Origin of the sequence: Methylobacterium sp. NPDC097929, assembly GCF_049543375.1 — a bacterium.
GTDB lineage: Bacteria > Pseudomonadota > Alphaproteobacteria > Rhizobiales > Beijerinckiaceae > Methylobacterium.
This window is the reverse complement of record NZ_JBMVEP010000007.1, coordinates 35,701-59,137: the sequence shown is the minus strand read 5'-3', so window position 1 is coordinate 59,137 and position 23,437 is coordinate 35,701. Positions and strand designations below refer to the sequence as shown.

The following is a 23,437-nucleotide window of genomic DNA, read 5'->3' as shown; positions in this document are numbered from 1 at the left end:
CCCCTCAGGCCTCGGCCCGGGCGCGGTGGAACACGTCGAGATGGGCGGGCTCCGGCTCCTCGTCCCATTTCGCCCGGTAGGCGAGGCGGAACAGCTCCTCGGGGTCGCGCTCCGACAAGCGCGGGGGCGGCGCCTCGGTCTGCGCGACCTCGGCGGCGACCCGCGGGGGCACGGTGACGCGCACATCCACCACGCGCACCGGAAAGCCCTCGGCGATGCGGTCCACCTCCGCCCGGTAGCCGGGCAGCAGGCCCTCGCGGGCGAGCCGGACCTGGATGTAGGGCCGATCCTCCAGGGGCAGGCTCGGATCGAGGCCCAGCGCGGCGAGATGGTCGCCGAGATCGGCCAGCGGAATGTCGCCGGAGGCCGGCAGGCGCAGGAAGGGCACGGGCCGGGCGATCTCGATATGCTCGATGGCCGCCGCTCCGGTTCCGAGCGTCACCAGGGTCACGCCGTGGCGGTAGGGCTGCTCGGCCGCCGAGAGCGGGATCAGCGAGCCGCAATAGCGGACCTGCCCGCGCCCGAGTTCCTGCGCCCGATGGAGGTGGCCGAGCGCCACGTAGCGCGCCTCGTCGGGAAACACGTCGGCCGGCACGGCGTGCTCGCCGCCGACGAGGATGCGGCGCTCGGCACCCTCGGATTCGAGGCCGCCCGCCACGTGGAGATGGCCGGTGACGACCAGCGGCAGACCCTGCAGGCGCGGCCGCGCCGCCTCGAAGAGCTGGCCGTAGAGATCGCGTACCGCGCCGACGATCGGCGAGGCGTCGCCGGCCCGCGTCTGCCGGCCGAGCGAGGAGAGCGGCGGCAGGCAAGCCGCGGTGGGGTAGGAGACGGCGAGCACCTGCGCGGCCGTCTCGCCGTCGGCGCCGCGCACCGGCACGAGGTGCCGCTCGAGGTCGATCGCGCCGTCGCGGCGGCGGACGTTGCCGACCACGTGCACGCCGATCGCTTCGAGCAGGGGCCGCGGCGCCTCCAGCCGGCCCGCGGCATCGTGATTGCCGGCGGTGATGACGATGGTCATGGCCGGGCGCGCCGCGTGCAATCGGGCCATCAGCGCGTAGAACCGCGCCTGCGACTCGCCGGAGGGATTCTGGCTGTCGAACACGTCGCCGGCCACGACCAGCGCATCGACCTCGCGCTCGACGACGATCGATTCCAGCCGCCCGAACACGGCGTCGTGCTCGCGCTCGCGCGAGAAGCCGCGCAGGGTCTGACCGATATGCCAATCGCCCGTGTGGAGGACGCGGATCACTGGAGACGCCACTCGCGCGAGAACCGGGCCGCAGCGGCGACCGTCAGGATCGGCTTGTAGCGATTTGCGCAGCCGGCTTCGAGTGGCCGCCGGCCACCGGGCCTGGATCTCCTGTGATTCCGCGCGTATCCGCTCGGTGGCAGATCAGTGGCAGACGGTGACCGTTTTCACGAGCCAGCCCTGATCGGCCTGCCAGAGCTTGCGCCGCACGCGCGAGCAATTGGACGGCTCGGCTGCCGTCCAGGCGGTCTGCGGCGCGACGGGGGCCGGCTGGGCCAGCGGCGGCGGGGCCTTGCGGGGCGGCGCGGCCTTGCGGGCGGCCAGGGCCTCGCTCGGCAGCGTCAGGCCGAGACAAAGCAATCCGAGCGAGAGGCGGAGGATCGAGGCGCGCAAGGGGATGAGTCCGTGGTCGGGGCCATACGGCCACGCTCGATCTAGTGAGTGGCCCGGCCAAAGCAATCGCCGCGCGCCACAATTCGCCACGGCATCCGCACATTTTTTTCGAAATCGTTAAAGCCATCTCGAAAGCGCATAACAGGCCTGCCTGTAACCTCGCGGACACAATGTTCGCACAGTCGCGGTGTGATGGGCTCGCATGTGCAGTCCGGCGCTGACGGACCTTCGCTTCCTTGATAGTGAGCAAGCGGGGCAGTTCAGCCGGCCCGGACGTTCGGCATCGTCTTTCCGATTGCGGAAGACGTGTCCCGCCCGGCCCATTCGATCGAGCGATCCATGTCACTTCAGAACCGCCGTACGCTTCTCCTCGGGGCCGCGACGAGCCTCGGACTCGCCAGCCTGCCGGGCCGCGCCCTGGCCCAGACCTTCGACGGCTTCGACGACGACCGCCTTTATCAGGACGGCAACGGCCAGCTCTACCGCCGCCAGGGCGGGCAGTACGTTCCCTACAACGGCCGCGTCAGCAACGGCCGCCCGGTGCCCGATTCGCAGACCGACCTCGACGCGGAGGCCTATGCCCGCCGCCGGGCCGAGCGCGCCGGCGAGCCTCCTGCCGCGGAAGCGCCCAACCAGACGCCGCGCCAGCAGCAGGCCGGCTATCCGGTGCCGCCCCAGGAGCCCGACAACGGCCCGATCGACTACACCCGCGCCTACGCGGCAATCGCCAACGAGCCGTTCCCGGTCCAGGCGATCCCCTACAAGAAGTTCAATCCGGTCTTCCTGCGCCAGGAAGTCGATTTCCGCACCGCCGAGCCGCCGGGCACGATCGTGATCGATCCGCGGGCGCACTTCCTCTACCTCGTGCTGCCGAACGGCCGGGCGCGGCGCTACGGCGTCGGCGTGGGCAAGCAGGGCTTCTCGTGGTCGGGCACGGCCACCGTCAATTCGAAGCAGGCCTGGCCGGACTGGTACCCGCCCAAGGAGATGATCGCCCGCCGGCCCGACCTCGCCCGCGAGGTCGACAAGCTCCAGAGCGGCCTCGGCGTGCCCGGCGGCTCGCGCAACCCGCTCGGCGCCCGGGCGATGTATCTGTGGCAGAACAACAAGGACACGCTGTTCCGCATCCACGGCACGCTGGAGCCGCACTCGATCGGCAAGAGCGTTTCCTCGGGCTGCATCCGCATGATCAACCAGGACGCCATCGACCTGTTCAACCGGGTCGAGGTCGGCGCGCGGGTGGTGGTGCTCGGCTGAGCGCGCGGTAGTTTCCCCGCCTGGACAAGCCCGCTGCCGTCGGCGACGGGCGCCCGGTTCGAGGAAACGCCATGGTCGATCTGATTCCGCGCGAGCATCTCTTCGGCAACCCGACGCGGTACGGACATCAGATCAGCCCGGACGGGCGCCGCCTCGGCTGGGTGGCGCCCTTCGAGGGCGTGCTCAACGTCTGGTCGGCGCCGATCGACGATCTCGACGCCGCCACGCCCGTCACCACCGACCGGCGCCGGGGCATCGACACCTTCGCCTTCGCCTATGACGGGCGCCACCTGCTCACCGTGCAGGACGCGGACGGGGACGAGAACAACCATCTCTACGCCGTCGACCTCATCACGGGCGAGCGGCGCGACCTCACGCCGATCCCCGGCATCGCCGCCGGGATCGTGGGCCTGAGCCGGATCGTGCGCGACCGCGTGCTCGTGGCGATAAACGATCGCGACCCTCGCTTCCACGACCTGCACAGCATCGATCTGGCCACCGGCGAGCGGACCCTGGTGGTCGAGAATCCGGGCTTTGCCGGTTTCCTGATCGATGAGCGCTACGCGGTGCGCTTCGCCGTCCGCAACCGTCCCGACGGATCGAGCGAACTGCTCGCCCGCGACGGCGCGAACTGGAAGCCCTGGCTCACCTTCCCGGCCGAAGATGCCCGCGTCTCGGGCGCGGAGAACCTCGACGCAGCCGGCACCGCCCTGTTCTGCCGCGACAGCCGCGGCCGCGACACGGCCGCCCTGACCCGGATCGACCTCGCGACGGGCGAGACCCGCGTGCTCGCCGCGCACGACGAGGCCGATATCGGCGCGGTGCTGCAGGACGTCGAGACGCACGAGCCCGTGGCCTACTCGGTCACGCATGCCCGCAAGTCCTGGCACGTGCTCGACCCGCGCTTTGCCGACGACTTCGCCTTCCTGGGGACGCAGAACCTCGGCGACTGGTATCCGGCCAGCCGCACCGAGGACGATGCGATCTGGATCATCGTCGCCCGCGCCGACACGCGCGTCGGCGAGGCTGCGCTCTACGATCGCCGGGGCAAGACGCTGCGCTCCCTCGGCAGCGCCCGGCCCGAACTCGACGGCGCGCCGCTGGCGCCGATGAGCCCGGCCATCATCCGCTCACGCGACGGCCTCGACCTCGTCTCCTACCTCACCCGCCCGCTCGACGCGCAAGGACCGGGCCCGCTGGTGCTGCTCGTCCATGGCGGCCCCTGGGGGCGCGACAGCTTCGGCTTCGACGGCATCCACCAATGGCTGGCCAACCGCGGCTACGCGGCGCTGAGCGTCAACTTCCGCTCCTCGATCGGCTTCGGAAAGGCCTTCCTCAACGCGGGCGACCGCGAATGGGGTCGGCGGATGGACGACGACCTCAGCGACGCCGTGGCCTGGGCAGTGGCGCAGGGCGTGGCCGACCCCGCCCGCGTCGCCATCATGGGCGGCAGCTACGGCGGCTACGCCACCCTGATGGCGCTGACCCGCAACCCCGATTCCTATGCCTGCGGCATCGACCTCGTCGGCCCGGCCAATCTCGAGACGCTGGTGCGGACGATCCCGCCCTACTGGGAGGCGATGCGCGCGCAACTCCACCGCGCCATCGGCGATCCCGACACCGAGGAGGGCATGGCCCTGATCCGCGAGCGCTCGCCGGTCCACTTCGCCGATCGCATCAAGGCGCCGCTTCTCATCGTGCAGGGCGCCAACGACCCTCGGGTGAAGCAGGCGGAATCCGATCAGATGGTCGCCGCGATGGAGCGCGGCGGCATTCCGGTGACCTACCTGCTCTTCCCCGACGAGGGCCACGGACTCGTGCGCCCGGCCAACCGACTGGCCTTCTTCGCCCGCGCCGAGGCCTTCCTGGCGCGCCATCTCGGCGGGCGCTGCGAGCCGATCCGCGAGGCCGAGTCGGCGGGAACGACGATGCAGGTGGTGCGGGAAGGCTGAGACGACTTCCGTTTGATTGCTTCGGTCTCTTCCGTCGTCCTTGCGAGGCTCAGCGAAAGCAATCCAGGGCGCGACCCGTCCGGAGACGTCGCGCCCTGGATCGCTTCGCTTTCGCTCGTGATGACGGAGAGGGGCGAAGGCCGAGGCGATCGACCGAAGACGATATGGGACCGCCGCGGCGCCTTGCTCGCTTGCGATCACGCTCGGATTGCTTCGCCCCACCGATCACGATGACCGGACAGGCTGCCATCACCGTCTTTGCGGAGCGAAGCCGAAACGATTCAGCCCCGCGCCGCAGCTCAGCGAAAAATTGCCCCGGCAGCCTCTCGGCCGACGGGGCCGCTCCTCACGCGTCGAGCGTCTGCTCGTCCTCGTCGTCGATATCCACGAGGAAAACGATGTCGGCCTCGTCCTCGTCGTCCGAGCCGTCACCCTCGGCGGCGTGCTGCTCGTCGGGCTCGAAGTCGCCCTCGCCGTCATCGGCGGCCAGCGCGTCCTCGAACTCCTCGATCTCGTCCTCGGTGGACTTGCGCACGGTCAGCGCCGAGGTGCCGTTCCAGATCGGACGGCCGTCGATCGTCATGGTGCGGATGTCTTCCTTAAAGCCATCGCAGGTGAACAGGTCGCGGGCGGTCGCCTCGTCGCCGTTGATGACCGCGATCGCCGTGCCGTCGATCTCGAGCGTGAACATCGGGAACATCCTCGGAAGAGGGGAAAGCTCCACGGGCCGGTGAACGGTCCGCGCGGGAAACCCGGACCGGAGCGGCCGGGTTCGGCGCGCTTGTAGGACGCGCATGCGGGATTCGTCGATGGGCGAAACGCGCGCGAAGGCGCCGTTCCGCTTCAGGCGCCGCTGCTGCCGCGGGCGATGGCGCGCTTGACCACCGCCTGCACCTCGCGGTTCGACAGGAACAGGTCGTGGTTGAACAGGCCGCCGCCGTAATCGGAGGCGTCGGCCACGCGCACGCCCAGAGACTCCAGGCGTTCGCGGTCGGCGGCGCCCGCGCGGACCACGCCGCCGGCGATGGCGCCGGAGAGTTCGAGCGCGCGGTCGTTGGTCGCCGAGATCACGGTGATGCGCTTGGCGTCCGGTCCGAGCCGCTCGACGCCGTTGGCGAACAGGTCGATGTCGATGTCGGGGGCGGCGAGCACCACCGCGCCGATGCGGGCGATGGCCGCCTCTCCGGCCTCGACCCGCAGCATGCGCAGCGTCTCCAGCGTCAGGAGCGTGCCCATGGAATGCGCGACGATGTGGATGCGCCCGCCGCTCGGCGTCGTCGTCAGGGTCTTCAGCAGATCCTCGAAGGCGTCGCGCGACCACAGCGCGCTCTCGCGGTCGTAGCCGTAATCGAAGGTCGCCGCGGCCGAGGGCCAGGTGAACAGCGCCGAGGCGCCGTTGAAGCGGATGCCGTCGGAGAGCCGCGCGGCGCTGATCGCGGCGGATTCGAAGCTCTCGCGGTAGCCGTGGACGTAGATCAGCACGTCGCGCCCGAAGGCCGACTGCGCGAAGGCGGCCGCTGCACCCGGCCCGCTCGTCACCTCGCCCACGGAGCGGATGCCCCAATCGCCGCCGACCACCGCCGAGACCTTGCCGATCAGCGAGCGGTCCGGCGCCGCCATCCGTGCCTCGGCGAAGCTCAGGCCCCGGCCGCGCTCCGAGCCGAAATAGGGCGCCCGCGGCGGGCTGCCGGAGGCCGGCCGGCGCGTGGTGGCGACGAGGAGAACGGGGCTCACGTCGAGCGCCGACTGCGTCTCGGCGACCGCGCCTGTGGCGAGCCCGTCCATCACGCAGGCCGAGAGGCCGGGGGTGAGGCTGACCACACCGCCAAGGCCGATCAGGCGAAGCAGGGAGCGGCGGGTCGCGTCGGAGGGCTGCATGGCCGGTGGTGGTCCCCGAAAAGGCCCGCCCCGGTGGCGGTCCGGCGCTGGGCGATCCTCCTTCGCCCACGATCTTGGCCGTGGCGGGGCACGATTGGGGCTTTGAGCACTCGACGCCCGCGCAGCGTCCCGGCATGAAGGGGCCATGAGCGCGACCCTCCCCGACATGGATCAACTCCGCGAGCGACTCCTGGCCGGCGACCGCGCGGCGCTCGCCCGCGCCATCACGCTGGCGGAATCGCGCCGGGCCGACCACCGGGTAGCGGTGCGCGACCTCATCGACGCGGTGCTGCCGCAGACCGGACGGGCGATCCGGGTCGGCATCACGGGCGTGCCGGGCGTGGGCAAGTCCACCACCATCGACGCGCTCGGCTCGCAGCTGACGGGTGCCGGCCACAAGGTTGCGGTGCTCGCGGTCGATCCGTCCTCGACGCGCACCGGCGGTTCGATCCTGGGCGACAAGACGCGGATGGCCCGCCTCGCCATCGACCGCAACGCCTTCATCCGGCCCTCGCCCTCATCGGGCACGCTCGGCGGCGTCGCGGCCAAGACCCGCGAGACCATGCTGCTGTGCGAGGCGGCGGGCTTCGACGTGATCCTCGTCGAGACGGTGGGCGTCGGCCAGTCCGAGACGGCGGTGGCCGACCTCACCGACTTCTTCCTCGTGCTGATGCTGCCGGGGGCGGGCGACGAGCTCCAGGGCATCAAGAAGGGCATCCTCGAACTCGCCGACATGATCGCGGTCAACAAGGCCGATGACGGCGAGGGCGAGCGCCGGGCGAATGCCGCGGCCTCCGAGTATCGCGCCGCGCTCCACATCCTGACGCCGCCCTCCGCCACCTGGACGCCGCCCGTCGTCACGATCTCGGGCCTGCACGGCAAGGGTCTCGACGCCCTCTGGAGCCGGATCGAGGACCACCGCAACCGCCTCACGGCCACCGGCGAGATCGCGGGCAAGCGCCGCGAGCAGGACGTGAAGTGGATGTGGGCGCTCGTGCACGAGCGGCTGCACCAGCGCCTCGTCGGCAGTGCGGAGGTCCGCAAGGCGACCGCCGAGGCGGAGCGGGCGGTCGCCGGCGGCGCGCATTCGCCCGCGGCGGGGGCCGATGCGATTGCCGCGCTCATCGGCCTGTGAGCCGACTTCTCGTCACCGGCTTCGGTCCGTTCCCCACCGTGCCGGACAACCCGAGCGGGCGCCTCGCCCGACGGCTCGCGGCGCTGCCCCGCCTGCGCCGTATCCTCGGTGAGGCGCCGGACTGCCTCGTGCTCGATACCCGCTACGCCGCTCTCGAGGCGCAGCTCGCGCCGGCTCTGGCCGCCAAGCCCGGCGCCGTGCTGATGATCGGGGTCGCGGCCCGGCGCCGCCGTGTCTGCGTCGAGACCCGGGCGGTCAACCGGGTCAGCCGGCTGTTTCCGGATGCGGACGGGACGGTGGGCCGGCAGCTCAGCGTCCAGCCCGACGGCCCCGCTCTGCGCCCGAGCCCGGCGGCGGCCCAGGTGCGGCTCGCCATGAGGCGGGCCGGGCTCGCTGCCGCCCCGTCGCGGGATGCCGGCCGCTACCTCTGCAACGCCTCGTATTATCGGGTTCTCGCCGAGGGCTGCCCGGCGGTCTTCCTCCACATCCCGATGCCGCCGCGCACGAAGCGCCCGCGAGCCGGGGGAGGGCGGCATCGCCCCGCCCTCGAACTGTGGGCGGAGGCGTTCGCTGAAGCCGCGCGGGTGCTCGTCCTGCGCAGCCGGGTGACGCGGAACTTCGGCTAGAGCGCTTTCCGACGAAGTGGACACCGGTTCGTCGAAAGAAAGCGCGGCACAACAAAGGCTTGGAGCTGCGCCCGACCTAACGTGGTCGGGCACAGCTCTAGGCGGTCAGGCCCAGCCGCGCGCGGCGAGCTTGGCCTCGTAGGCGTTGATCGCCGGAGCCTTCTGGTCCAGCGTCAGGCCGATCTCGTCGAGGCCGTTGAGCAGGTTGTGCTTGCGGCCCTCGTCGATGTCGAAATGCAGCGTGCCGCCGTCCGGGCCCTTGATGGTCTGCGCAGCGAGATCGATCGTCAGCGTGGCGTTGGAGCCGCGCTCGGCATCCTCGAACAGCTTCTCTAGATCCTCGGGCGAGACGACGATCGCGAGGATGCCGTTCTTGGCGCAGTTGTTGAAGAAGATGTCGGCAAAGCTCGTGGAGATCACGCAGCGGATGCCGAAATCGGCCAGCGCCCAGGGCGCGTGCTCGCGCGAGGAGCCGCAGCCGAAATTATCGCCCACCACCAGGATCTTGGCGTTGCGGTAGGCTGGCTGGTTGAGGACGAAGTCCGGGTTCTCCGAGCCGTCGTCGTTGTAGCGCATCTCCGAGAACAGGCCCTCGCCGAGCCCGGTGCGCTTGATCGTCTTGAGGTACTGCTTGGGAATGATGCGGTCGGTGTCGATGTTGATGATCCGCATGGGCGCGGCGACGCCCTCCAGGGTCGTGAACTTGTCCATCGCTCTTCTCGAAATCGTCGTGCCGGCCGGCGATACCGCGACCGGCTCCGCTCGACCGCCTTCTAGCAGCCCGATCGCCCAGCCGGTAGTCGAGCCCGACGCGCGATGTTCCGCACCGCACCGGGTTTGCGCTATGACGAAGGGAATCGCTCAGCGAGGATCGCGACACGCCGATGGCCGAAACACCCGACACCTTCAAGAAGGCGCCCAAGCGCAAGCCCTCGAAGGGCAAGAGCGTGGCCGTCTCGGCCGAGATGCGGCAGGCCTACGCCGACCTGATCAAGGAGCGCGAGGACAAGGAGCAGGCCTATGGCCGCCACCTGCGCAAGGACGAACCCCGCCGGTGACGGCGTGGGCCCTCACACCGTCCTGAGGGCCGGCCCGCGACGGACGAAGCCGACGATGTCCTTGACGGCATCCAGCGTCGGCGCGGCGATGGAAGCGGCCCGGTCCGCACCGTCGGCGAGCACCGAATCGATATAGGCCGGATCGGCGACGAGGCGCTTCATCTCGGCATTCACCGGCGCCAGCATCTCCACGGCGAGTTCGACGAGCGCCGGCTTGAAACTGGAGAACTGCGCGCCGCCGAAATCCGTCAGCACCTCCTCGCGGGTGATGCCGCGCAGGGCCGCGAAGATGCCGACCAAGTTGTCGGCCTCCGGCCGCCCGGCGAGACCCGCGACCTCGGAGGGGAGGGGCTCCGGATCGGTCTTGGCCTTGCGCACCTTCTGGGCGATGGCGTCGGCGTCATCGGTCAGCGCAATGCGCGAGTAGTCGGAGGGGTCCGACTTCGACATCTTCTTGGTGCCGTCGCGCAGGGACATCACCCGCGCCGCCGGCCCGCCGATCAGCGGCTCGGTGATCGGGAAGAACTGCTCACCGTGGCCGTGGGCCTGGATCGACTGCGCGAAGTCGTTGTTGAACTTCTGCGCGATGTCGCGGGTCAGTTCGAGGTGCTGCTTCTGGTCCTCGCCCACGGGCACGTGCGTCGCCCGGTAGGCCAGGATGTCGGCGGCCATGAGCACGGGATAGTCGTAGAGCCCGATCGAGGCGTTCTCCCGGTCCTTGCCGGCCTTGTCCTTGAACTGCGTCATGCGGTTGAGCCAGCCGAGACGGGCCACGCAGTTGAAGATCCAGGCCAGTTCCGCGTGCTGCGGCACCTGGGACTGGTTGAAGACGATCGAGCGCTTCGGATCGATGCCGGCGGCGAGGAAGGCGGCGGTGACCTCGCGAATCTGCCCTTTGAGCGCTTGCGGGTCCTGCCAGAGGGTGATCGCGTGCAGATCGACCACGCAGTAGAGGCACTGCGCGTCCCGCTCCTGCATCTCGACGAAACGCTTGATCGCGCCGAGATAGTTGCCGAGGTGCAGGTTTCCGGTCGGCTGGACGCCGGAGAAGACGAGTTCGGTGAACGCGGCCATCGGCGCGGGTCCTTGGAGGAGGAAGGGCTGGGCCGAGGCGAACGCGCGTCCCGCTTGAAGCGGCGGTTACTGGCACCGGCGGCGGCGGCCGGTCAAGCAGGCAGCCGGTGCGTTTCCCGCGCCGGCCCATCCCATTCACCACCTCATCCTGAGGTGCTGCGAAGCAGCCTCGAAGGATCTTCCAGTTACCGCTCGATTCCTGGAGGATCCTTCGAGGCCCCTTGCCGAAGCAAGGGGAAGCTCAGGATGAGGGCGAGCCCGGGAAAAGCGTGTTTGCGGTCGCTTAGAACACCTGCGCCGCGTTCTCGCCCCGCTTCGGTGCCCCCGGCACGCCGGCCTCCGTGTCCGCCCGGTCGGCGGCGCGCTTGTCGAGCGCCCGCTCCACCACCTTGGCCAGGCCGACCATGATCTTGTCGAGCTCGTAGTCTTTGGGCGTGTAGACCGCGGTGACGCCCATGTTCTTGAGCACCAGCTCGTCCTCGGTCGAGATGATGCCGCCGACGACGACCGGCACATGGTCGAGCCCGGCCTCGCGCAGCTTGGCCTTCACCTCCCGCACCAGCGGCACGTGGCTGCCCGAGAGCACGGACAGGCCGATGACGTGGGCGCCCCGCTCCTTCGCCTTGGCGACGATCTCGGTCGGCGTCTGGCGAATGCCGTCGTAGGTCACGTCGAAGCCGACGTCGCGGGCGCGCAGCGCAATTTGCTCGGCGCCGTTGGAATGGCCGTCGAGGCCCGGCTTGCCGACCACGAGCCGCGGCGTCTCGCCTAGGCGCTCGCCGAGATCGGCGATGAGAAGCCGTGCCTCCTCCGCCGCCCCCGAGGTGACGGTCTCCAGCGTCACGCCGGTGGGCGCGCGGTACTCGCCGAACACCTCGCGCAGGCGCTGGCCCCACTCGCCCGTCGTCACGCCCGCCTTCGCCGCGGCGATGGAGGGCGGCATGATGTTGGCTCCCGAACGCGCGGCCTGCTCCAGATCCGCCAGCGCCTGTCCGACCGCGCGGTCGTCGCGCCGGGAGCGCCACTCGCGGATGCGGGCCTCCGCCTCCATCTCGACCGTCTCGGAGACGGTGAAGATCGCCCCGTCCCCGGCGGTGAGCGGCGAGGGCTCGCCCTGCTGCCACTTGTTGACGCCGACGACGATCTGCTCGCCCTTCTCGATCGCCGCGATGCGCCGGGCGTTCGATTCCACCAGCGCCCGCTTCAACTCGCCGGCCTCGACCGCGGTCACCGCGCCACCCAGTTCGGCGATGCGCTTCAGTTCGGCCCGGGTCTGCTCCTTCAGCGCATCGACGCGGGACTCGATCACCGTCGAGCCGTCGAAGATGTCGTCGTATTCGAGAAGGTCGGTCTCGAAGGCGAGGATCTGCTGCATCCGCATTGACCATTGCTGGTCCCAGGGGCGCGGCAGGCCGAGCGCCTCGTTCCAGGCCGGGAGCTGCACCGCGCGGGCGCGGGCGCGCTTCGACAGCGTGACCGCCAGCATCTCGATCAGGATGCGGTGGACGTTGTTCTCGGGCTGCTGCTCCGTCAGCCCGAGGCTGTTGACCTGCACGCCGTAGCGGAAAATCCGCTTCTTGGCGTCGGTGATGCCGTAGCGCTCCTGGGCGATCTCGTCCCAGAGCTCGGCGAAGGCCCGCATCTTGCAGATTTCGGTGACGAACCGCATGCCGGCGTTCACGAAGAACGAGATCCGGCTGAAGACGTCGGAGAAGCTGGCCTCGTCGAAATCGGGGTCGTCGCGCACCGTGTCGAGCACGGCGATGGCGATGGCCAGCGCGTAGGAGAGTTCCTGAACCGGCGTCGCCCCCGCCTCCTGCAGGTGGTAGGAGCAGACGTTCATCGGGTTCCACTTGGGCACGTTCTTGGTCGTGAACAGGATCACGTCCTTGGTGAGCCGGAGCGAGGGCGCGGGCGGAAAGACGTAGGTGCCGCGCGAGAGATATTCCTTGATGATGTCGTTCTGCGTGGTGCCCTGGAGGCTCGCGAGCGGCGCGCCCTGCTCCTCGGCCACCGCGAGATAGAGCGACAACAGCCACGGCGCCGTGGCGTTGATCGTCATGGAGGTGTTCATCTGCGCCAGCGGGATCTGGTCGAACAGGGCCCGCATGTCGCCCAGATGCGCGATCGAGACGCCGACCTTGCCGACCTCGCCGCGGGCGAGTTCGTGGTCCGGGTCGTAACCCGTCTGGGTCGGCAGATCGAAGGCCACCGACAGGCCGGTCTGACCCTTGGCGAGGTTGCCGCGATAGAGCTTGTTCGATTCCGCCGCCGTGGAGTGACCCGCATAGGTGCGAATGATCCAGGGCTTGTCGCGCTTGACTTCCGCCACGCTCGCGCTCGCGCTCATTCCACTCGACTCCCTGTCCGATCCGACTTCGCGCTTCGTCCACGCGGCTGTTGGCCGGCACCGTAGCGAAGCCGTCCCGCCGCGTCATCTGGGAGAAAGGTCGAGGCCGTCCGCCTCAAGCCCTGGAAAAACTTGGTGCGTCCGTGAAGTGGATTTGTCTTCGATCGATCGCTTCGGGAAAGACCGGTTTTAGGCAGCATCCATCACGTCTGCGCGAACCCCTCTCGGCGCGGCGACAGATGCAGCGCTCCGTCAGCAAATTCGAACGGCTCCAAGCTCGGCCTCATGCGTTGGGGCGGCAACGTTCGCACGGCACACCGCTGGTCGCGACGCCTGCCCGCAGAGGCATCGATGAGGAGAGACATGCGATGGCAGACCAGAGCCCGCGATTGACCACGGCCTTCGGAAACCCGATTTCCGACAACCAGAACTCGCTCACCGCCGGCCCGCGCGGCCCGGTGCTGATGCAGGACTACCACCTCATCGAGAAGATGGCCCATTTCAACCGGGAGCGGATCCCGGAGCGCGTGGTCCACGCCAAGGGCTACGGTGCCTACGGCACCTTCCGGCTCACCAAATCGCTCGCCGAGTTCACCCGCGCGAGGGTGCTGACCGAGGTCGGCAAGGAGGTGCCGATGGTGGCGCGCTTCTCCACGGTCGGCGGCGAGTCCGGCTCGGCCGACACGGCCCGCGACCCGCGCGGCTTCGCCCTTAAGTTCTATACGGAGGAGGGCAACTGGGATCTCGTCGGCAACAACACGCCGATCTTCTTCGTACGCGACGCGATCAAGTTCTCCGACTTCATCCGCACGCAGAAGCGCGACCCGCGCACCCACCTCAAGCCGCACTGGCGCCGCTGGGACTTCTGGAGCCTGTCGCCCGAGGCGATCCATCAGGTGATGTTCCTGTACTCGGATCGCGGCACGCCGAAATCCGCCCGCTTCATGAACGGCTACGGCTCGCATACCTTCTCGCTCTGGAACGATCGGGGCGAGCGCTACTGGGTGAAGTTCCACTTCCACACCCAGCAGGGCGTCCAGAACTTCACCGCCGACGAAGCCGACGAGGTGGCCGGTAAGGATCCGGACTATTCCGCCGCCGACCTCTCCAACGCCATCGAGACCGGCGACTTCCCGAAGTGGAAGGTCTCGGTGCAGATCATGCCGGAACTGGAAGCCGACACCTACCGCATCAACCCGTTCGACCTCACCAAGGTCTGGCCGCACGGCGACTATCCGCTGATCGAGATCGGCGAGATGGAGCTGAATCGCAATCCTGAAAACTACTTCGCCGAGATCGAGCAATCCGCCTTCGAGCCCTCGAACGTGGTACCCGGCATCGGCTTCTCACCGGACAAGATGCTGCAGAACCGGGTGCTGTCCTACGCCGACGCCCACCGCTACCGGCTCGGGGTGAATTATCAGCAGATCCCGGTCAATCAGGCGAGGAACGCGCCCGTTCAGACCTACCACCGCGACGGCGCCATGCGCACCGACGGCAACCACGGCGCCCAGGTCGATTACGAGCCAAACTCCTTCGGCGGTCCGAAGCAGGACTCGTCCTTCGCCGAACCGCCCCTGCGCATCCGCGGCGATGCCGGCCGCTACGGCTGGCCCGGGGACGACGAGGATCTCTATGGCCAGCCGCGCCTGTTCTGGACCAAGGTGCTGGACGAGGGCGGGCGCAAGCGGCTCGTCGAGAACATCGTCACCTCGATGGGCGACAGCCCGCGCCCCATCCAAGAGCGAATGATCGCCCATTGGAACAAGGTGCACGGGGATTTCGGACGCGGCGTGGCCGAGGGCCTCGGAATCGACACTACGCGGGCCGCCGCCGAGTAGTCATCTCAACGTTATTTTGAATACAGAGGCATTGGCTTCGGCCGGTGCCTCTTTTTTGTGCGGACGAGACAAACCCCTGCCTTTTAGGCCACTTGGAAGGCCGGAAACATCGTGCTTATAGCGTCGGCCAAGGTCGCGTGGATCGATACGCGCGCGCCAGGGATGTGACAGGGAGTGCCACGATGGCTGCAAGCGCAGCGCCGGCTTGGACCGGGCAAACGGCGGAAGCCAAGGACCTTTACGAGCTTGGCGAGATCCCCCCGCTCGGCCACGTGCCTGCCAAGATGTATGCCTGGGCGATCCGCCGCGAGCGCCACGGGCCGCCGGAAGAGTCGCATCAGCTCGAAGTGCTGCCCGTTTGGGACATCGGCGACGACGAGGTGCTCGTCTACGTCATGGCCGCGGGCGTGAACTACAACGGCGTCTGGGCGGGCCTCGGCGAGCCGATCTCGCCCTTCGACGTGCACAAGGGCGAGTACCACATCGCCGGCTCCGACGCCTCGGGCATCGTCTGGAAGGTCGGCGCCAAGGTGAAGCGCTGGAAGGTCGGCGACGAGGTCATCGTCCACTGCAACCAGGACGACGGCGACGACGAGGAGTGCAACGGCGGCGATCCGATGTTCTCGCCGACCCAGCGCATCTGGGGTTACGAGACCGGTGACGGCTCCTTCGCCCAGTTCTGCCGGGTGCAGTCGCGCCAGCTCATGTCCCGGCCCAAGCACCTGACCTGGGAAGAGGCCGCCTGCTACACGCTGACCCTCGCCACCGCCTACCGCATGCTGTTCGGCCACGCGCCGCACACCGTGCGCCCGGGCCAGAACGTGCTGATCTGGGGCGCCTCCGGCGGTCTCGGCGTGTTCGGCGTGCAGCTCTGCGCGGCGTCCGGCGCCAACGCCATCGCGGTGATCTCGGACGAGTCGAAGCGCGACTACGTCATGAGCCTCGGCGCCAAGGGCGTCATCAACCGCAAGGACTTCGAGTGCTGGGGCCAGCTCCCGAAGGTGAACTCGCCTGAGTACAACACCTGGCTCAAGGAAGCCCGGAAGTTCGGCAAGGCGATCTGGGACATCACCGGCAAGGGCAACGACGTCGACATCGTGTTCGAGCATCCGGGCGAGGCGACCTTCCCGGTCTCGTCGCTGGTGGTGAAGCGCGGCGGCATGGTGGTGTTCTGCGCCGGCACGACCGGCTTCAACATCACCTTCGACGCTCGCTACGTCTGGATGCGCCAGAAGCGCATCCAGGGCTCGCACTTCGCCCACCTCAAGCAGGCCTCCGCCGCCAACCAGTTCGTGATGGACCGGCGCGTCGATCCCTGCATGAGCGAGGTGTTCCCCTGGGACAAGATCCCGGCCGCCCACACCAAGATGTGGAAGAACCAGCACCCGCCGGGCAACATGGCGGTGCTCGTCAATTCCACCCGCGCGGGCCTGCGCACCGTCGAGGACGTGATCGAGGCCGGGCCGCTCAAGGCGATGTAAGCTCCGTTTCGCCGTCATCGCGAGCGTCAGCGAAGCGATCCAGCGGCGCGACCTCTCCGGAGGTGTCGGCGCGCTGGATTGCTTCGGCTCCGCCTCGCAATGACGGCAAGGGGACATCGTCGCGTCCGGACCACGTGATGTGACAGTGCCCGCGCATCCCGGCGATGCGCGGGCACTGTCATATCGAGGTGTCAGCGCACCCGGTCGATCGCCCGTTGCGGCGTGCCGATGGTAGTGTGGAACGGCCGCTCGCCGCCGCCCTTCTCGAAGGCGACGATACTGTCGTAGACGTGGATCGCGCCGATGCTGCGCCCGATCTCGCTGGTCCTCCGGCCGTGATACCAGCCGTGCATGTCGTCGATGAACGCCTTGGTGACCTCCAAGAACGTGCCCTTGCGCCGGTAGCCGCCCTCGTACCCCTTCCAGTACGCGGTGTGCAGGTCTTCGGCGACGTAGAGCCCGTCCTGCGCCAGAAGCGGGAACAACGTGTCGAAGCTGATGCGCTGGTGGCTCGCGACATGGCTGCCGTCGTCGAGGACGACATCGACGCCGCCCATCTCCTCGACCACGGAGCGGAGGAAGGCTGGGTCGGCCTGCGAACCGATGCGAACCTGCGCCGCGCGGCCATCGAACACGGCGCACCGCTGATCGACGTCGATGCCGTAGAGGATGGCGTCGGGCCCGAAGAAGCGCCGCCAGAGATCGAGGGAACCGCCCTCGTAGACCCCGATCTCGAGGAAGCGCAGGGGGCGCCCGTCCGGCATGCCGTCCCGGAACGGCGCGAAAAGCCGGCTGTAGATCGGCAGGAAGTGGTCCCACTTGTTGATCAGGTGGTCGCCGTCGTAGCCGTAGAACAGCTTCGAAAACGGGTCGTCGCGCCGCGACGTCACCTCGGCGAGGTCGCGGTAGAACGCGTTGGCGGGGCTGTCGCGCAGGATGCCGACGGATTTGGCGACGGATTTCAGCCTGCGCTTGAGCCGCGGATGTTTGTCGAGGAGTGTTCCAGGCATCGTCATGTCGAGAGGCGGGCCGCTGCGGCGACCGGGATCGGGCGCACGAAGCACGAGGCGGCCGGCTCCGTAAAGCCGGCCGATCCGAACGATTGCGCGAGCCCGGCCCGCCCCCGATCCGGCTCGGAGCCCCGCGGCTCAGGCCTCGCCGCGGGCGACGAGCGCCTCGTACTCCGAGACTTCGAGACGGCCCTCCTTGGCGACCCGCGCCTTGTCCTCGTCGCTGATGACGTCGCCGGCGAGATCGAGCCGCTTCCAGGCGGCGAGCGGCGTCTCGCGGTCGGGCCGCGGGACGTACTTGTTCTGCTCGAGTTTCCGGTACTTGTGAATGTAGCGCGGGCAGTTGACCCAGATCTTGGTCACGTCGACCTTCACGAGGTACTTTGCTTCCGTGTACTGCGCCATCAGCGGGTCGTCGCGCAGCACCGAGGCATGGCCCTGGACGCGGACGCGGTGCGGCGTCTCGAAATCGATGAAGAGCAGGCCGACCTTGGCCTGTCCGGCGATGTTGCCGACCGAGTAGAACATCCCGTTGCCGTCGAAGCCGGGAAACACCAGCGTCGAGCCGTCGAGCACCTTCACGAAGCCGCTCGGCCCGCCCTTGTAGGAGACGGTCGGCATGCCGTCGGGATCGACGGTGGAGAGGAAGAACATGTCGCGCGAGCCGATGAAGGCGGCCTCGTCGGGTTGAACCGTCTCGTGCACCCAATCCTCGTCCAGGCGGACGGCGAGCTTGGTCGTGCCGAATTCCTCTTGGAGCGCGCGGTGCGCCTCCGAGTAGAGCGATGCCATGAGCGTCTCCTCCGGGGCCCGTTGCCTCGGGCCTCCTCCGAGGAGCGTTTAAGGCAAAGATGAAAACCCGCAAACGGCCTACGAAAAAGGCCGGTCACGCTCGCGCGAACCGGCCCTTCTCTGCAGCGGTGGAGGCCGAGCGACGCACGGCCTCCCCATGCCAAGTTAGTTCTTGGACTTATCGACCAGGGCCTTCTCGGAGATCCACGGCATCATGCCGCGCAGCTTGGCGCCGACCTCCTCGATCGGGTGGGCGGCGAGCTTGGCGCGGGTGGCCTTGAACGAGGTCTGGCCGACCTTGTTTTCCAGCATCCAGTTGCGGGTGAAGATGCCCGACTGGATGTCGTTGAGGACGCGCTTCATCTCGGCCTTGGTCTCCGGCGTGACGATGCGCGGGCCGGTGACGTACTCGCCGTACTCGGCGGTGTTCGAGATCGAGTAGTTCATGTTGGCGATGCCGCCCTCGTAGATGAGGTCGACGATCAGCTTCACCTCGTGCAGGCACTCGAAATAGGCCATCTCGGGGGCGTAGCCCGCCTCGACCAAGGTCTCGAAGCCGGCCTTGATCAGCTCGACGAGGCCGCCGCAGAGCACGGCCTGCTCACCGAACAGGTCGGTCTCGCACTCTTCCTTGAAGGTGGTCTCGATGATGCCGGCGCGGCCGCCGCCATTGGCCGAGGCGTAGGAGAGGCCGAGGTCGTGGGCGTTGCCCGAGGCGTCCTGGGCGATGGCGATCAGGGTCGGCACGCCGCCGCCCTTGAGGTACTCGCCGCGCACGGTGTGGCCGGGGCCCTTCGGGGCGACCATCAGCACGTCGAGATCTTTGCGGGGCTCGATCAGGTTGAAGTGCACGTTGAGGCCGTGGGCGAACAGGAGCGCGGCGCCCTGCTTCATGTTGCCCTCGAGCGACTCCTTGTAGATGTCGCCCTGCAGCTCGTCGGGGGTGAGCATCATGACGACGTCGGCCTGCTTGGCGGCATCGGCGACGTTCATGACCTTGAAGCCTTCGTGCTCCGCCTTCTTGGCGGTGGCCGAGCCCTCGCGCAGCGCGATGACGATGTCCTTCACGCCCGAATCGCGCAGGTTGAGCGCGTGGGCATGGCCCTGGCTGCCGTAGCCGACGATGACGACCTTCTTGCCTTTGATCAGGTTCAGGTCGGCGTCGCGATCGTAATAGACGCGCATGGTGATGTCCTCTTCGGTTGAGTGGCTTCGGTTCAGGGTTTCGCCTGGCCGTACAGGGCCAGGAACTGCTCGACGGCACGGGCCGCGTCGCTCCGGATCTCGGCGGCGTCGAGCGCGAGCGCGTCGCCGAGGAGAAGTCGGATCTGGATATCGCGCCCGACCAGACCGAAGAAGGTCCGGAAGGCCGCCTCGCTGTCATCGAAAGCGAGAAGACCGGCCGCGCGGCCCGCTTCGAGCACGGGCTTGACCCGCTCGCCGATGGCGAAGCGCCCGTTGGCGAGCACGATCCCGCCGAGATTGCTCTTGCGCGAACCTGCATCGGCGATGGCGATGCGATTGAGCGCCACCGACGTTCGGCTGGCGATCACCGCGAGCCAGCTCGCGGCGAAATCGCGGAGGATGTCGCGCAGGGTTCCCGCATCGAGGGCGCCCACCGCCTCGCGGCCCGCATGGACGCGCGAGGCCTGCCAGCGCACCGTCGCGACGAGCAGGCCGTCACGGTCGCCGAACCACTTGTAGAGGGTCTCCTTCGAGCAACTCGCCCGCCGCGCCACCGCATCCATGGTGAGCGGGTCGTCGCCCTCGACCATCAGCGACAGGACGACGTCCAGCACCGCCTGCTGACGCGGGGAGGGCGTCAGCTGCGGGGGCTCGTTCGTCTCCGTGACTGTTGGCGGCATGATCCGGTCGAAAAGCCCGTACCGTACGGTACGGTTCGCCCACTAGCGCGTTCCATTCGGCGGCACAAGCGGAGCGGCGGAGAAATCCACGGGCGGCGGCTCGAAGCCGACTGAAGGATTCCGTGCGGGTGGTCGTCGAAGCCGCTTTACGAGCGCTCCGCCTCGGCGTATACGGCCCTCCGTCGCCGAGGCGACGCCCGTACCGTCCTCCGCAGGCGGTACGTCGGGGCTCGGGTGCGTAGCTCAGCGGGAGAGCATTCGCTTCACACGCGAAGGGTCACAGGTTCGATCCCTGTCGCGCCCACCACGCCCTTCCACGATTTCTTCCCCTTACGATTGTCTGCACGTCCGGCTGCACGGGTTTGACCCCTTGCCGACCGCATGGTGATCTTCGCCGCGATTCGCACCGCTCGCACGGAGACGCCTGTTGCCGGTCCTCATTCTCGTCGCAACGGTCATCGCTGGCGTGCTGTTCTGGCTCCTGCGGGCGCATTACACCGTCAAGCAGATCAAGGAGGTCGATCGGGACACCAAGGGGCTGCAACGGCAGGCGAAGTCCGTCTTCGAGAGCATCGTCGGCACGCCGCTCCAGCGGGTGAACGACGTGCGGCTCGCCGCCGTGATCCTGATGATCCAGATCGTGCGCACCGGCTCTCCGATCACCGCCTCGGAGAAGACCCGCATCCTCGAACTGATGGAAAATCCGCTGGAGATCCGGACGATCTCTGCGACCTTCGAGCGGGCCTGGCGCTACACGCAGGAGCGTCGCCCGTTCTCGCTCGCGGCCGACCCGTTGCTCCCGCTCCTGCTCGAGCGGCTGACCGAGGCCGAGCGGATGCAGTTCGTGGAGATGCTGACCAAGGTCGCCTCGGCCCATTCCGCACCGAGCGAGTTGCAGCGCGAGGCGTTGGTGCGGCTCAAGCGGCGCTTGAGCGGCGGCAAGCCGACGCTGGCGACGAACAGGGCCGGGGATTTCGGTTGAGCTTCGACACCGACGAATGAAAAGGCCGCCCCGAGGGGCGGCCGAACTTCGTTCCCGCCTTCAGAGCGGGATGTTGTCGTGCTTCTTCCAGGGCTGCTCCATCTCCTTGGTGCGCAGCATGCCGAGCGCCCGCGCGATGCGCTTGCGGGTCGAGTGGGGCATGATCACCTCATCGATGTAGCCGCGCTCGGCCGCCACGAAGGGCGAGAGGAAGCGGTCCTCGTACTCCTTGGTGCGCTCGGCGATCTTGTCCGCGTCCCCGATCTCACTCCGGAAAATGATCTCGACCGCGCCCTTGGCGCCCATCACCGCGATCTGGGCCGTCGGCCAAGCATAGTTGAGGTCGGCGCCGACATGCTTGGAGGCCATGACGTCGTAGGCGCCGCCGAAGGCCTTGCGGGTGATGATGGTCACGAGCGGCACCGTCGCCTGGCTGTAGGCGAAGAGCAGCTTGGCGCCGTGCTTGATCAGGCCGCCATATTCCTGCGCGGTCCCGGGCAGGAAGCCCGGCACGTCCACGAAGGTGACGATCGGAATCGAGAAGGCGTTGCAGTAGCGCACGAAGCGGGCCGCCTTGCGGGAGGCGTCCGAGTCGAGCACGCCGGCGAGCACCAGCGGCTGGTTGGCCACGAAGCCGACGGTGCGTCCCTCGATCCGCCCGAAGCCGGTGATGATGTTGCGGGCATACGCCGCCTGGATCTCGAAGAAGTCGCCCTCGTCCACGACCCGGCGGATCAGCTCGCCCATGTCGTAGGGCTTGTTGGGGTTGTCCGGGATCAGGGTGTCGAGCGACTTGTCGAGGCGGTTGACGTCGTCGAAGCTCTCGATCTCCGGCACGCCCTCGATGTTGTTGGCGGGCAGGAAGTCGAGCAGGCGGCGGATCTGGAGGATCGCCTCGACGTCGTTCTCGAACGAGCCGTCGGCGATGGACGACTTGGTGGTGTGTACCTTGGCGCCGCCGAGTTCCTCGGCGGTGACGACCTCGTTGGTGACGGTCTTCACCACGTCTGGGCCGGTCACGAACATGTAGCTCGTGTCGCGCACCATGAAGATGAAATCGGTCATGGCCGGCGAATAGACGTCGCCGCCCGCGCAGGGCCCCATGATGACCGAGATCTGCGGGATCACGCCGGAGGCCGCGACGTTGCGGCGGAACACCTCGCCGTAACCGCCGAGAGCCGCCACGCCCTCCTGGATGCGGGCGCCGCCGGCGTCGAAGATGCCGATGATCGGGGCGCGCATCTTGAGCGCCATGTCCTGGACCTTGACGATCTTGGCCGCGTGCGCCTCCGACAGCGAGCCGCCGAACACCGTGAAGTCCTTGGAGAAGAGGAAGACCGTGCGCCCGTTCACGGTGCCCCAGCCGGTCACGACGCCGTCGCCGGAGATCTTCTGCTTCTCCATGCCGAAATCGGTCGAGCGGTGCTGCACGAACATGTCGAACTCCTCGAACGACCCGTGGTCGAGCAGGAGTTCGATGCGCTCGCGCGCCGTGAGCTTGCCGCGCTTGTGCTGGGCCTCGAGCCGCTTCTCCCCGCCGCCGAGACGGGCCTGGGCACGACGCTCCTCAAGCTTCTCGAGAATGTCCTTCATGGTGCTGGCGAGACTCCCTGGCGGTCGAAATCGTTTATTGAATGCAGATCAGTCCGCGAGAGCTTGACCTTGCATCGATCGATCGCCCTTAGCACGCGCTTCGGCCCTCGGAAACGGCTCTAAAAGGCCAAGGACCGCTTCGTTCGCGGCCGGCAACGCTTCGCAAGCGCCGCAGGCTCTCTCTCGGGCCGGGCCGGAAAAGAATGCCGATCGATCCAGTTTCCGTGATAGAACGAGGCGTGAACGGACAGCGCGTCGGCGTCGGCCGCGTGCGGGCCGGCCGCGCGGGGATCGGGGCCGAGGCGTCCCGTCAAGGAAGCGAAGATGGCCCTGAAGACCACCTACATCGTCCAGACCTTCGAGCTGAAGCGCAAACGCCTCGTGCCCGGCGCCAAGGAAGCCACCGCCACCGAGAGCGGTGCGCTGAAGAAGGCGCAGGCGGTGGCCGGCCGCATGCCCGGTGCGGCGGCGCTCAGGATCGTGGCCGACGACGAGACCGGGGAGCTGGAGAGCGCCACGATCCTGGAGGCCTTCGGCGAGATCCCGGACGACTTCGCGGAGCGCCTGCAGGGCGGCTGAACCGAGGCGGTTGAACACGGAACGCAAGGGATAAGACATGGCATTGAAGCCAAGATCGGCCGCCGAGGGGAAGGCCCGCGATCTCGGGCTCGCACTGGCCCGCCTCGCCGAAGCGGACGGGACGCCCGCCGATGTCGGGATCGACCGGCTGCGGCAAGCCAATCCCCGGCTGACGCCGCTGGCCATCGGCCAGATGGTGCGCAAGCATCGCGACATCATCGAGGAGACGCTGGCCGAGCGTGGATTGTCCCTGGTCGATTACGCCGACCAGGGCCCGGGGCGGGGGATGCAGTTCGCGGTCGAGGAGGCCGGCTGACGG

General features: G+C 68.4%; 22 protein-coding genes and 1 tRNA gene. 11 read left to right on the top strand and 12 right to left on the bottom strand.

Going from position 1 to position 23,437, the window contains the following annotated elements:
- Positions 1-4: 4 nt before the first annotated feature.
- The gene (locus ACPCJR_RS17055; RefSeq protein WP_391512995.1) at positions 5-1,252 is read right to left on the bottom strand and encodes an exonuclease SbcCD subunit D; all 1,248 of its coding nucleotides are present in this window, start codon (positions 1,250-1,252) and stop codon (positions 5-7) included.
- A gap of 144 nt (positions 1,253-1,396) precedes the next feature.
- Positions 1,397-1,645, bottom strand: coding sequence for a hypothetical protein (locus ACPCJR_RS17050; protein ID WP_391512997.1), 249 nt, complete (start codon positions 1,643-1,645; stop codon positions 1,397-1,399).
- Between the two features lie 339 nt (positions 1,646-1,984).
- Between ACPCJR_RS17050 and ACPCJR_RS17045 the strand changes: the two genes are divergently transcribed.
- Complete coding sequence (locus ACPCJR_RS17045) at positions 1,985-2,902, top strand: L,D-transpeptidase (RefSeq protein WP_391512999.1); 918 nt, start codon at positions 1,985-1,987, stop codon at positions 2,900-2,902.
- A 71-nt stretch (positions 2,903-2,973) separates the two neighbouring features.
- The gene (locus tag ACPCJR_RS17040) at positions 2,974-4,854 is read left to right on the top strand and encodes a S9 family peptidase (protein WP_391513001.1); all 1,881 of its coding nucleotides are present in this window, start codon (positions 2,974-2,976) and stop codon (positions 4,852-4,854) included.
- Between the two features lie 346 nt (positions 4,855-5,200).
- Here ACPCJR_RS17040 and ACPCJR_RS17035 read toward each other — a convergent pair whose 3' ends face one another.
- Together ACPCJR_RS17035 and ACPCJR_RS17030 are read right to left on the bottom strand one after the other, a co-directional pair.
- The gene (locus ACPCJR_RS17035) at positions 5,201-5,545 is read right to left on the bottom strand and encodes a hypothetical protein (RefSeq protein ID WP_391513003.1); all 345 of its coding nucleotides are present in this window, start codon (positions 5,543-5,545) and stop codon (positions 5,201-5,203) included.
- 152 nt (positions 5,546-5,697) lie between these two features.
- Complete coding sequence (locus ACPCJR_RS17030; RefSeq protein ID WP_391513005.1) at positions 5,698-6,732, bottom strand: alpha/beta hydrolase; 1,035 nt, start codon at positions 6,730-6,732, stop codon at positions 5,698-5,700.
- A 145-nt stretch (positions 6,733-6,877) separates the two neighbouring features.
- On the opposite strand from ACPCJR_RS17030, the gene meaB reads away from it, so the two are divergent.
- Both meaB and ACPCJR_RS17020 read left to right on the top strand, forming a co-directional pair.
- Positions 6,878-7,867 carry a methylmalonyl Co-A mutase-associated GTPase MeaB gene (gene meaB / locus ACPCJR_RS17025; RefSeq protein ID WP_391513007.1) on the top strand — a complete coding sequence of 330 codons (990 nt, stop codon included), beginning with the start codon at positions 6,878-6,880 and terminating at the stop codon, positions 7,865-7,867.
- Positions 7,864-8,493: a peptidase C15 gene (locus ACPCJR_RS17020; protein ID WP_391513009.1), complete on the top strand. Its 630-nt coding sequence runs from the start codon at positions 7,864-7,866 to the stop codon at positions 8,491-8,493. The genes meaB and ACPCJR_RS17020 overlap by 4 nt, the downstream gene beginning before the upstream one ends.
- A 105-nt stretch (positions 8,494-8,598) precedes the next feature.
- Here the strand turns inward: ACPCJR_RS17020 and leuD are convergent, their stop codons facing one another.
- The gene (gene leuD, locus ACPCJR_RS17015) at positions 8,599-9,204 is read right to left on the bottom strand and encodes a 3-isopropylmalate dehydratase small subunit (RefSeq protein ID WP_391513011.1); all 606 of its coding nucleotides are present in this window, start codon (positions 9,202-9,204) and stop codon (positions 8,599-8,601) included.
- 173 nt (positions 9,205-9,377) lie between these two features.
- On the opposite strand from leuD, the gene ACPCJR_RS17010 reads away from it, so the two are divergent.
- On the top strand, positions 9,378-9,551 hold the full coding sequence (locus ACPCJR_RS17010; RefSeq protein WP_181425539.1) for a hypothetical protein: 174 nt from the start codon (positions 9,378-9,380) through the stop codon (positions 9,549-9,551).
- Positions 9,552-9,563: 12 nt separating this feature from the next.
- On the opposite strand, the gene trpS is transcribed toward ACPCJR_RS17010, so the two are convergent.
- Positions 9,564-10,625 (bottom strand): tryptophan--tRNA ligase, encoded by a 1,062-nt coding sequence (gene trpS, locus ACPCJR_RS17005; protein WP_391513013.1) that lies wholly within the window; start codon positions 10,623-10,625, stop codon positions 9,564-9,566.
- A 283-nt stretch (positions 10,626-10,908) separates the two neighbouring features.
- The gene (locus ACPCJR_RS17000) at positions 10,909-12,975 is read right to left on the bottom strand and encodes a protein meaA (protein WP_391513015.1); all 2,067 of its coding nucleotides are present in this window, start codon (positions 12,973-12,975) and stop codon (positions 10,909-10,911) included.
- Between the two features lie 368 nt (positions 12,976-13,343).
- On the opposite strand from ACPCJR_RS17000, the gene ACPCJR_RS16995 reads away from it, so the two are divergent.
- Entirely contained in the window at positions 13,344-14,816 is a 1,473-nt protein-coding gene (locus ACPCJR_RS16995; RefSeq protein WP_391513017.1) for a catalase, read from the top strand.
- Positions 14,817-14,998: 182 nt separating this feature from the next.
- A complete protein-coding gene (gene ccrA / locus ACPCJR_RS16990) occupies positions 14,999-16,297 on the top strand; it encodes a crotonyl-CoA carboxylase/reductase (RefSeq protein WP_331285313.1) in 1,299 nt (432 codons plus the stop codon).
- A 191-nt stretch (positions 16,298-16,488) separates the two neighbouring features.
- On the opposite strand, the gene ACPCJR_RS16985 is transcribed toward ccrA, so the two are convergent.
- From ACPCJR_RS16985 to ACPCJR_RS16970, 4 genes are all read right to left on the bottom strand, one after another.
- Positions 16,489-17,307: a class I SAM-dependent methyltransferase gene (locus ACPCJR_RS16985; protein WP_391513019.1), complete on the bottom strand. Its 819-nt coding sequence runs from the start codon at positions 17,305-17,307 to the stop codon at positions 16,489-16,491.
- Positions 17,308-17,445: 138 nt separating this feature from the next.
- Positions 17,446-18,099 carry a pyridoxamine 5'-phosphate oxidase family protein gene (locus ACPCJR_RS16980; protein WP_391513021.1) on the bottom strand — a complete coding sequence of 218 codons (654 nt, stop codon included), beginning with the start codon at positions 18,097-18,099 and terminating at the stop codon, positions 17,446-17,448.
- A gap of 165 nt (positions 18,100-18,264) precedes the next feature.
- On the bottom strand, positions 18,265-19,284 hold the full coding sequence (gene ilvC / locus ACPCJR_RS16975) for a ketol-acid reductoisomerase (protein WP_391513023.1): 1,020 nt from the start codon (positions 19,282-19,284) through the stop codon (positions 18,265-18,267).
- Positions 19,285-19,316: 32 nt separating this feature from the next.
- Positions 19,317-19,964, bottom strand: a complete 648-nt coding sequence (locus ACPCJR_RS16970) for a TetR/AcrR family transcriptional regulator (protein WP_391513025.1) — start codon at positions 19,962-19,964, stop codon at positions 19,317-19,319.
- Between the two features lie 232 nt (positions 19,965-20,196).
- Between ACPCJR_RS16970 and ACPCJR_RS16965 the strand changes: the two genes are divergently transcribed.
- Together ACPCJR_RS16965 and ACPCJR_RS16960 are read left to right on the top strand one after the other, a co-directional pair.
- Positions 20,197-20,271, top strand: a tRNA-Val gene (locus ACPCJR_RS16965).
- Between the two features lie 120 nt (positions 20,272-20,391).
- Positions 20,392-20,946 (top strand): TerB family tellurite resistance protein, encoded by a 555-nt coding sequence (locus tag ACPCJR_RS16960; protein WP_391513027.1) that lies wholly within the window; start codon positions 20,392-20,394, stop codon positions 20,944-20,946.
- Between the two features lie 60 nt (positions 20,947-21,006).
- Here ACPCJR_RS16960 and ACPCJR_RS16955 read toward each other — a convergent pair whose 3' ends face one another.
- A complete protein-coding gene (locus ACPCJR_RS16955) occupies positions 21,007-22,539 on the bottom strand; it encodes an acyl-CoA carboxylase subunit beta (RefSeq protein ID WP_391513028.1) in 1,533 nt (510 codons plus the stop codon).
- Between the two features lie 324 nt (positions 22,540-22,863).
- On the opposite strand from ACPCJR_RS16955, the gene ACPCJR_RS16950 reads away from it, so the two are divergent.
- Positions 22,864-23,118 carry a hypothetical protein gene (locus ACPCJR_RS16950; RefSeq protein WP_391513030.1) on the top strand — a complete coding sequence of 85 codons (255 nt, stop codon included), beginning with the start codon at positions 22,864-22,866 and terminating at the stop codon, positions 23,116-23,118.
- Positions 23,119-23,155: 37 nt separating this feature from the next.
- Positions 23,156-23,434, top strand: coding sequence for an adenylosuccinate synthase (locus tag ACPCJR_RS16945; protein ID WP_391513032.1), 279 nt, complete (start codon positions 23,156-23,158; stop codon positions 23,432-23,434).
- The last annotated feature ends 3 nt before the right edge of the window (positions 23,435-23,437 follow it).

What these genes read in the sequence shown, in the direction of transcription:
- meaB (WP_391513007.1), top strand. Translation starts at nt 6,878, where the DNA reads ATGAGCGCGACCCTCCCCGACATGGATCAACTCCGCGAGCGACTCCTG.
- ACPCJR_RS17045 (WP_391512999.1), top strand. Translation starts at nt 1,985, where the DNA reads ATGTCACTTCAGAACCGCCGTACGCTTCTCCTCGGGGCCGCGACGAGC.
- ACPCJR_RS16955 (WP_391513028.1), bottom strand. Translation starts at nt 22,539, where the DNA reads ATGAAGGACATTCTCGAGAAGCTTGAGGAGCGTCGTGCCCAGGCCCGT.
- ACPCJR_RS16945 (WP_391513032.1), top strand. Translation starts at nt 23,156, where the DNA reads ATGGCATTGAAGCCAAGATCGGCCGCCGAGGGGAAGGCCCGCGATCTC.
- ACPCJR_RS16980 (WP_391513021.1), bottom strand. Translation starts at nt 18,099, where the DNA reads ATGGCATCGCTCTACTCGGAGGCGCACCGCGCGCTCCAAGAGGAATTC.
- ACPCJR_RS17040 (WP_391513001.1), top strand. Translation starts at nt 2,974, where the DNA reads ATGGTCGATCTGATTCCGCGCGAGCATCTCTTCGGCAACCCGACGCGG.
- ACPCJR_RS16995 (WP_391513017.1), top strand. Translation starts at nt 13,344, where the DNA reads ATGGCAGACCAGAGCCCGCGATTGACCACGGCCTTCGGAAACCCGATT.
- ilvC (WP_391513023.1), bottom strand. Translation starts at nt 19,284, where the DNA reads ATGCGCGTCTATTACGATCGCGACGCCGACCTGAACCTGATCAAAGGC.
- ACPCJR_RS16970 (WP_391513025.1), bottom strand. Translation starts at nt 19,964, where the DNA reads ATGCCGCCAACAGTCACGGAGACGAACGAGCCCCCGCAGCTGACGCCC.
- ACPCJR_RS17035 (WP_391513003.1), bottom strand. Translation starts at nt 5,545, where the DNA reads ATGTTCACGCTCGAGATCGACGGCACGGCGATCGCGGTCATCAACGGC.
- ACPCJR_RS16985 (WP_391513019.1), bottom strand. Translation starts at nt 17,307, where the DNA reads ATGCCTGGAACACTCCTCGACAAACATCCGCGGCTCAAGCGCAGGCTG.
- ccrA (WP_331285313.1), top strand. Translation starts at nt 14,999, where the DNA reads ATGGCTGCAAGCGCAGCGCCGGCTTGGACCGGGCAAACGGCGGAAGCC.
- ACPCJR_RS17010 (WP_181425539.1), top strand. Translation starts at nt 9,378, where the DNA reads ATGGCCGAAACACCCGACACCTTCAAGAAGGCGCCCAAGCGCAAGCCC.
- ACPCJR_RS17000 (WP_391513015.1), bottom strand. Translation starts at nt 12,975, where the DNA reads ATGAGCGCGAGCGCGAGCGTGGCGGAAGTCAAGCGCGACAAGCCCTGG.
- leuD (WP_391513011.1), bottom strand. Translation starts at nt 9,204, where the DNA reads ATGGACAAGTTCACGACCCTGGAGGGCGTCGCCGCGCCCATGCGGATC.
- trpS (WP_391513013.1), bottom strand. Translation starts at nt 10,625, where the DNA reads ATGGCCGCGTTCACCGAACTCGTCTTCTCCGGCGTCCAGCCGACCGGA.
- ACPCJR_RS17030 (WP_391513005.1), bottom strand. Translation starts at nt 6,732, where the DNA reads ATGCAGCCCTCCGACGCGACCCGCCGCTCCCTGCTTCGCCTGATCGGC.
- ACPCJR_RS16950 (WP_391513030.1), top strand. Translation starts at nt 22,864, where the DNA reads ATGGCCCTGAAGACCACCTACATCGTCCAGACCTTCGAGCTGAAGCGC.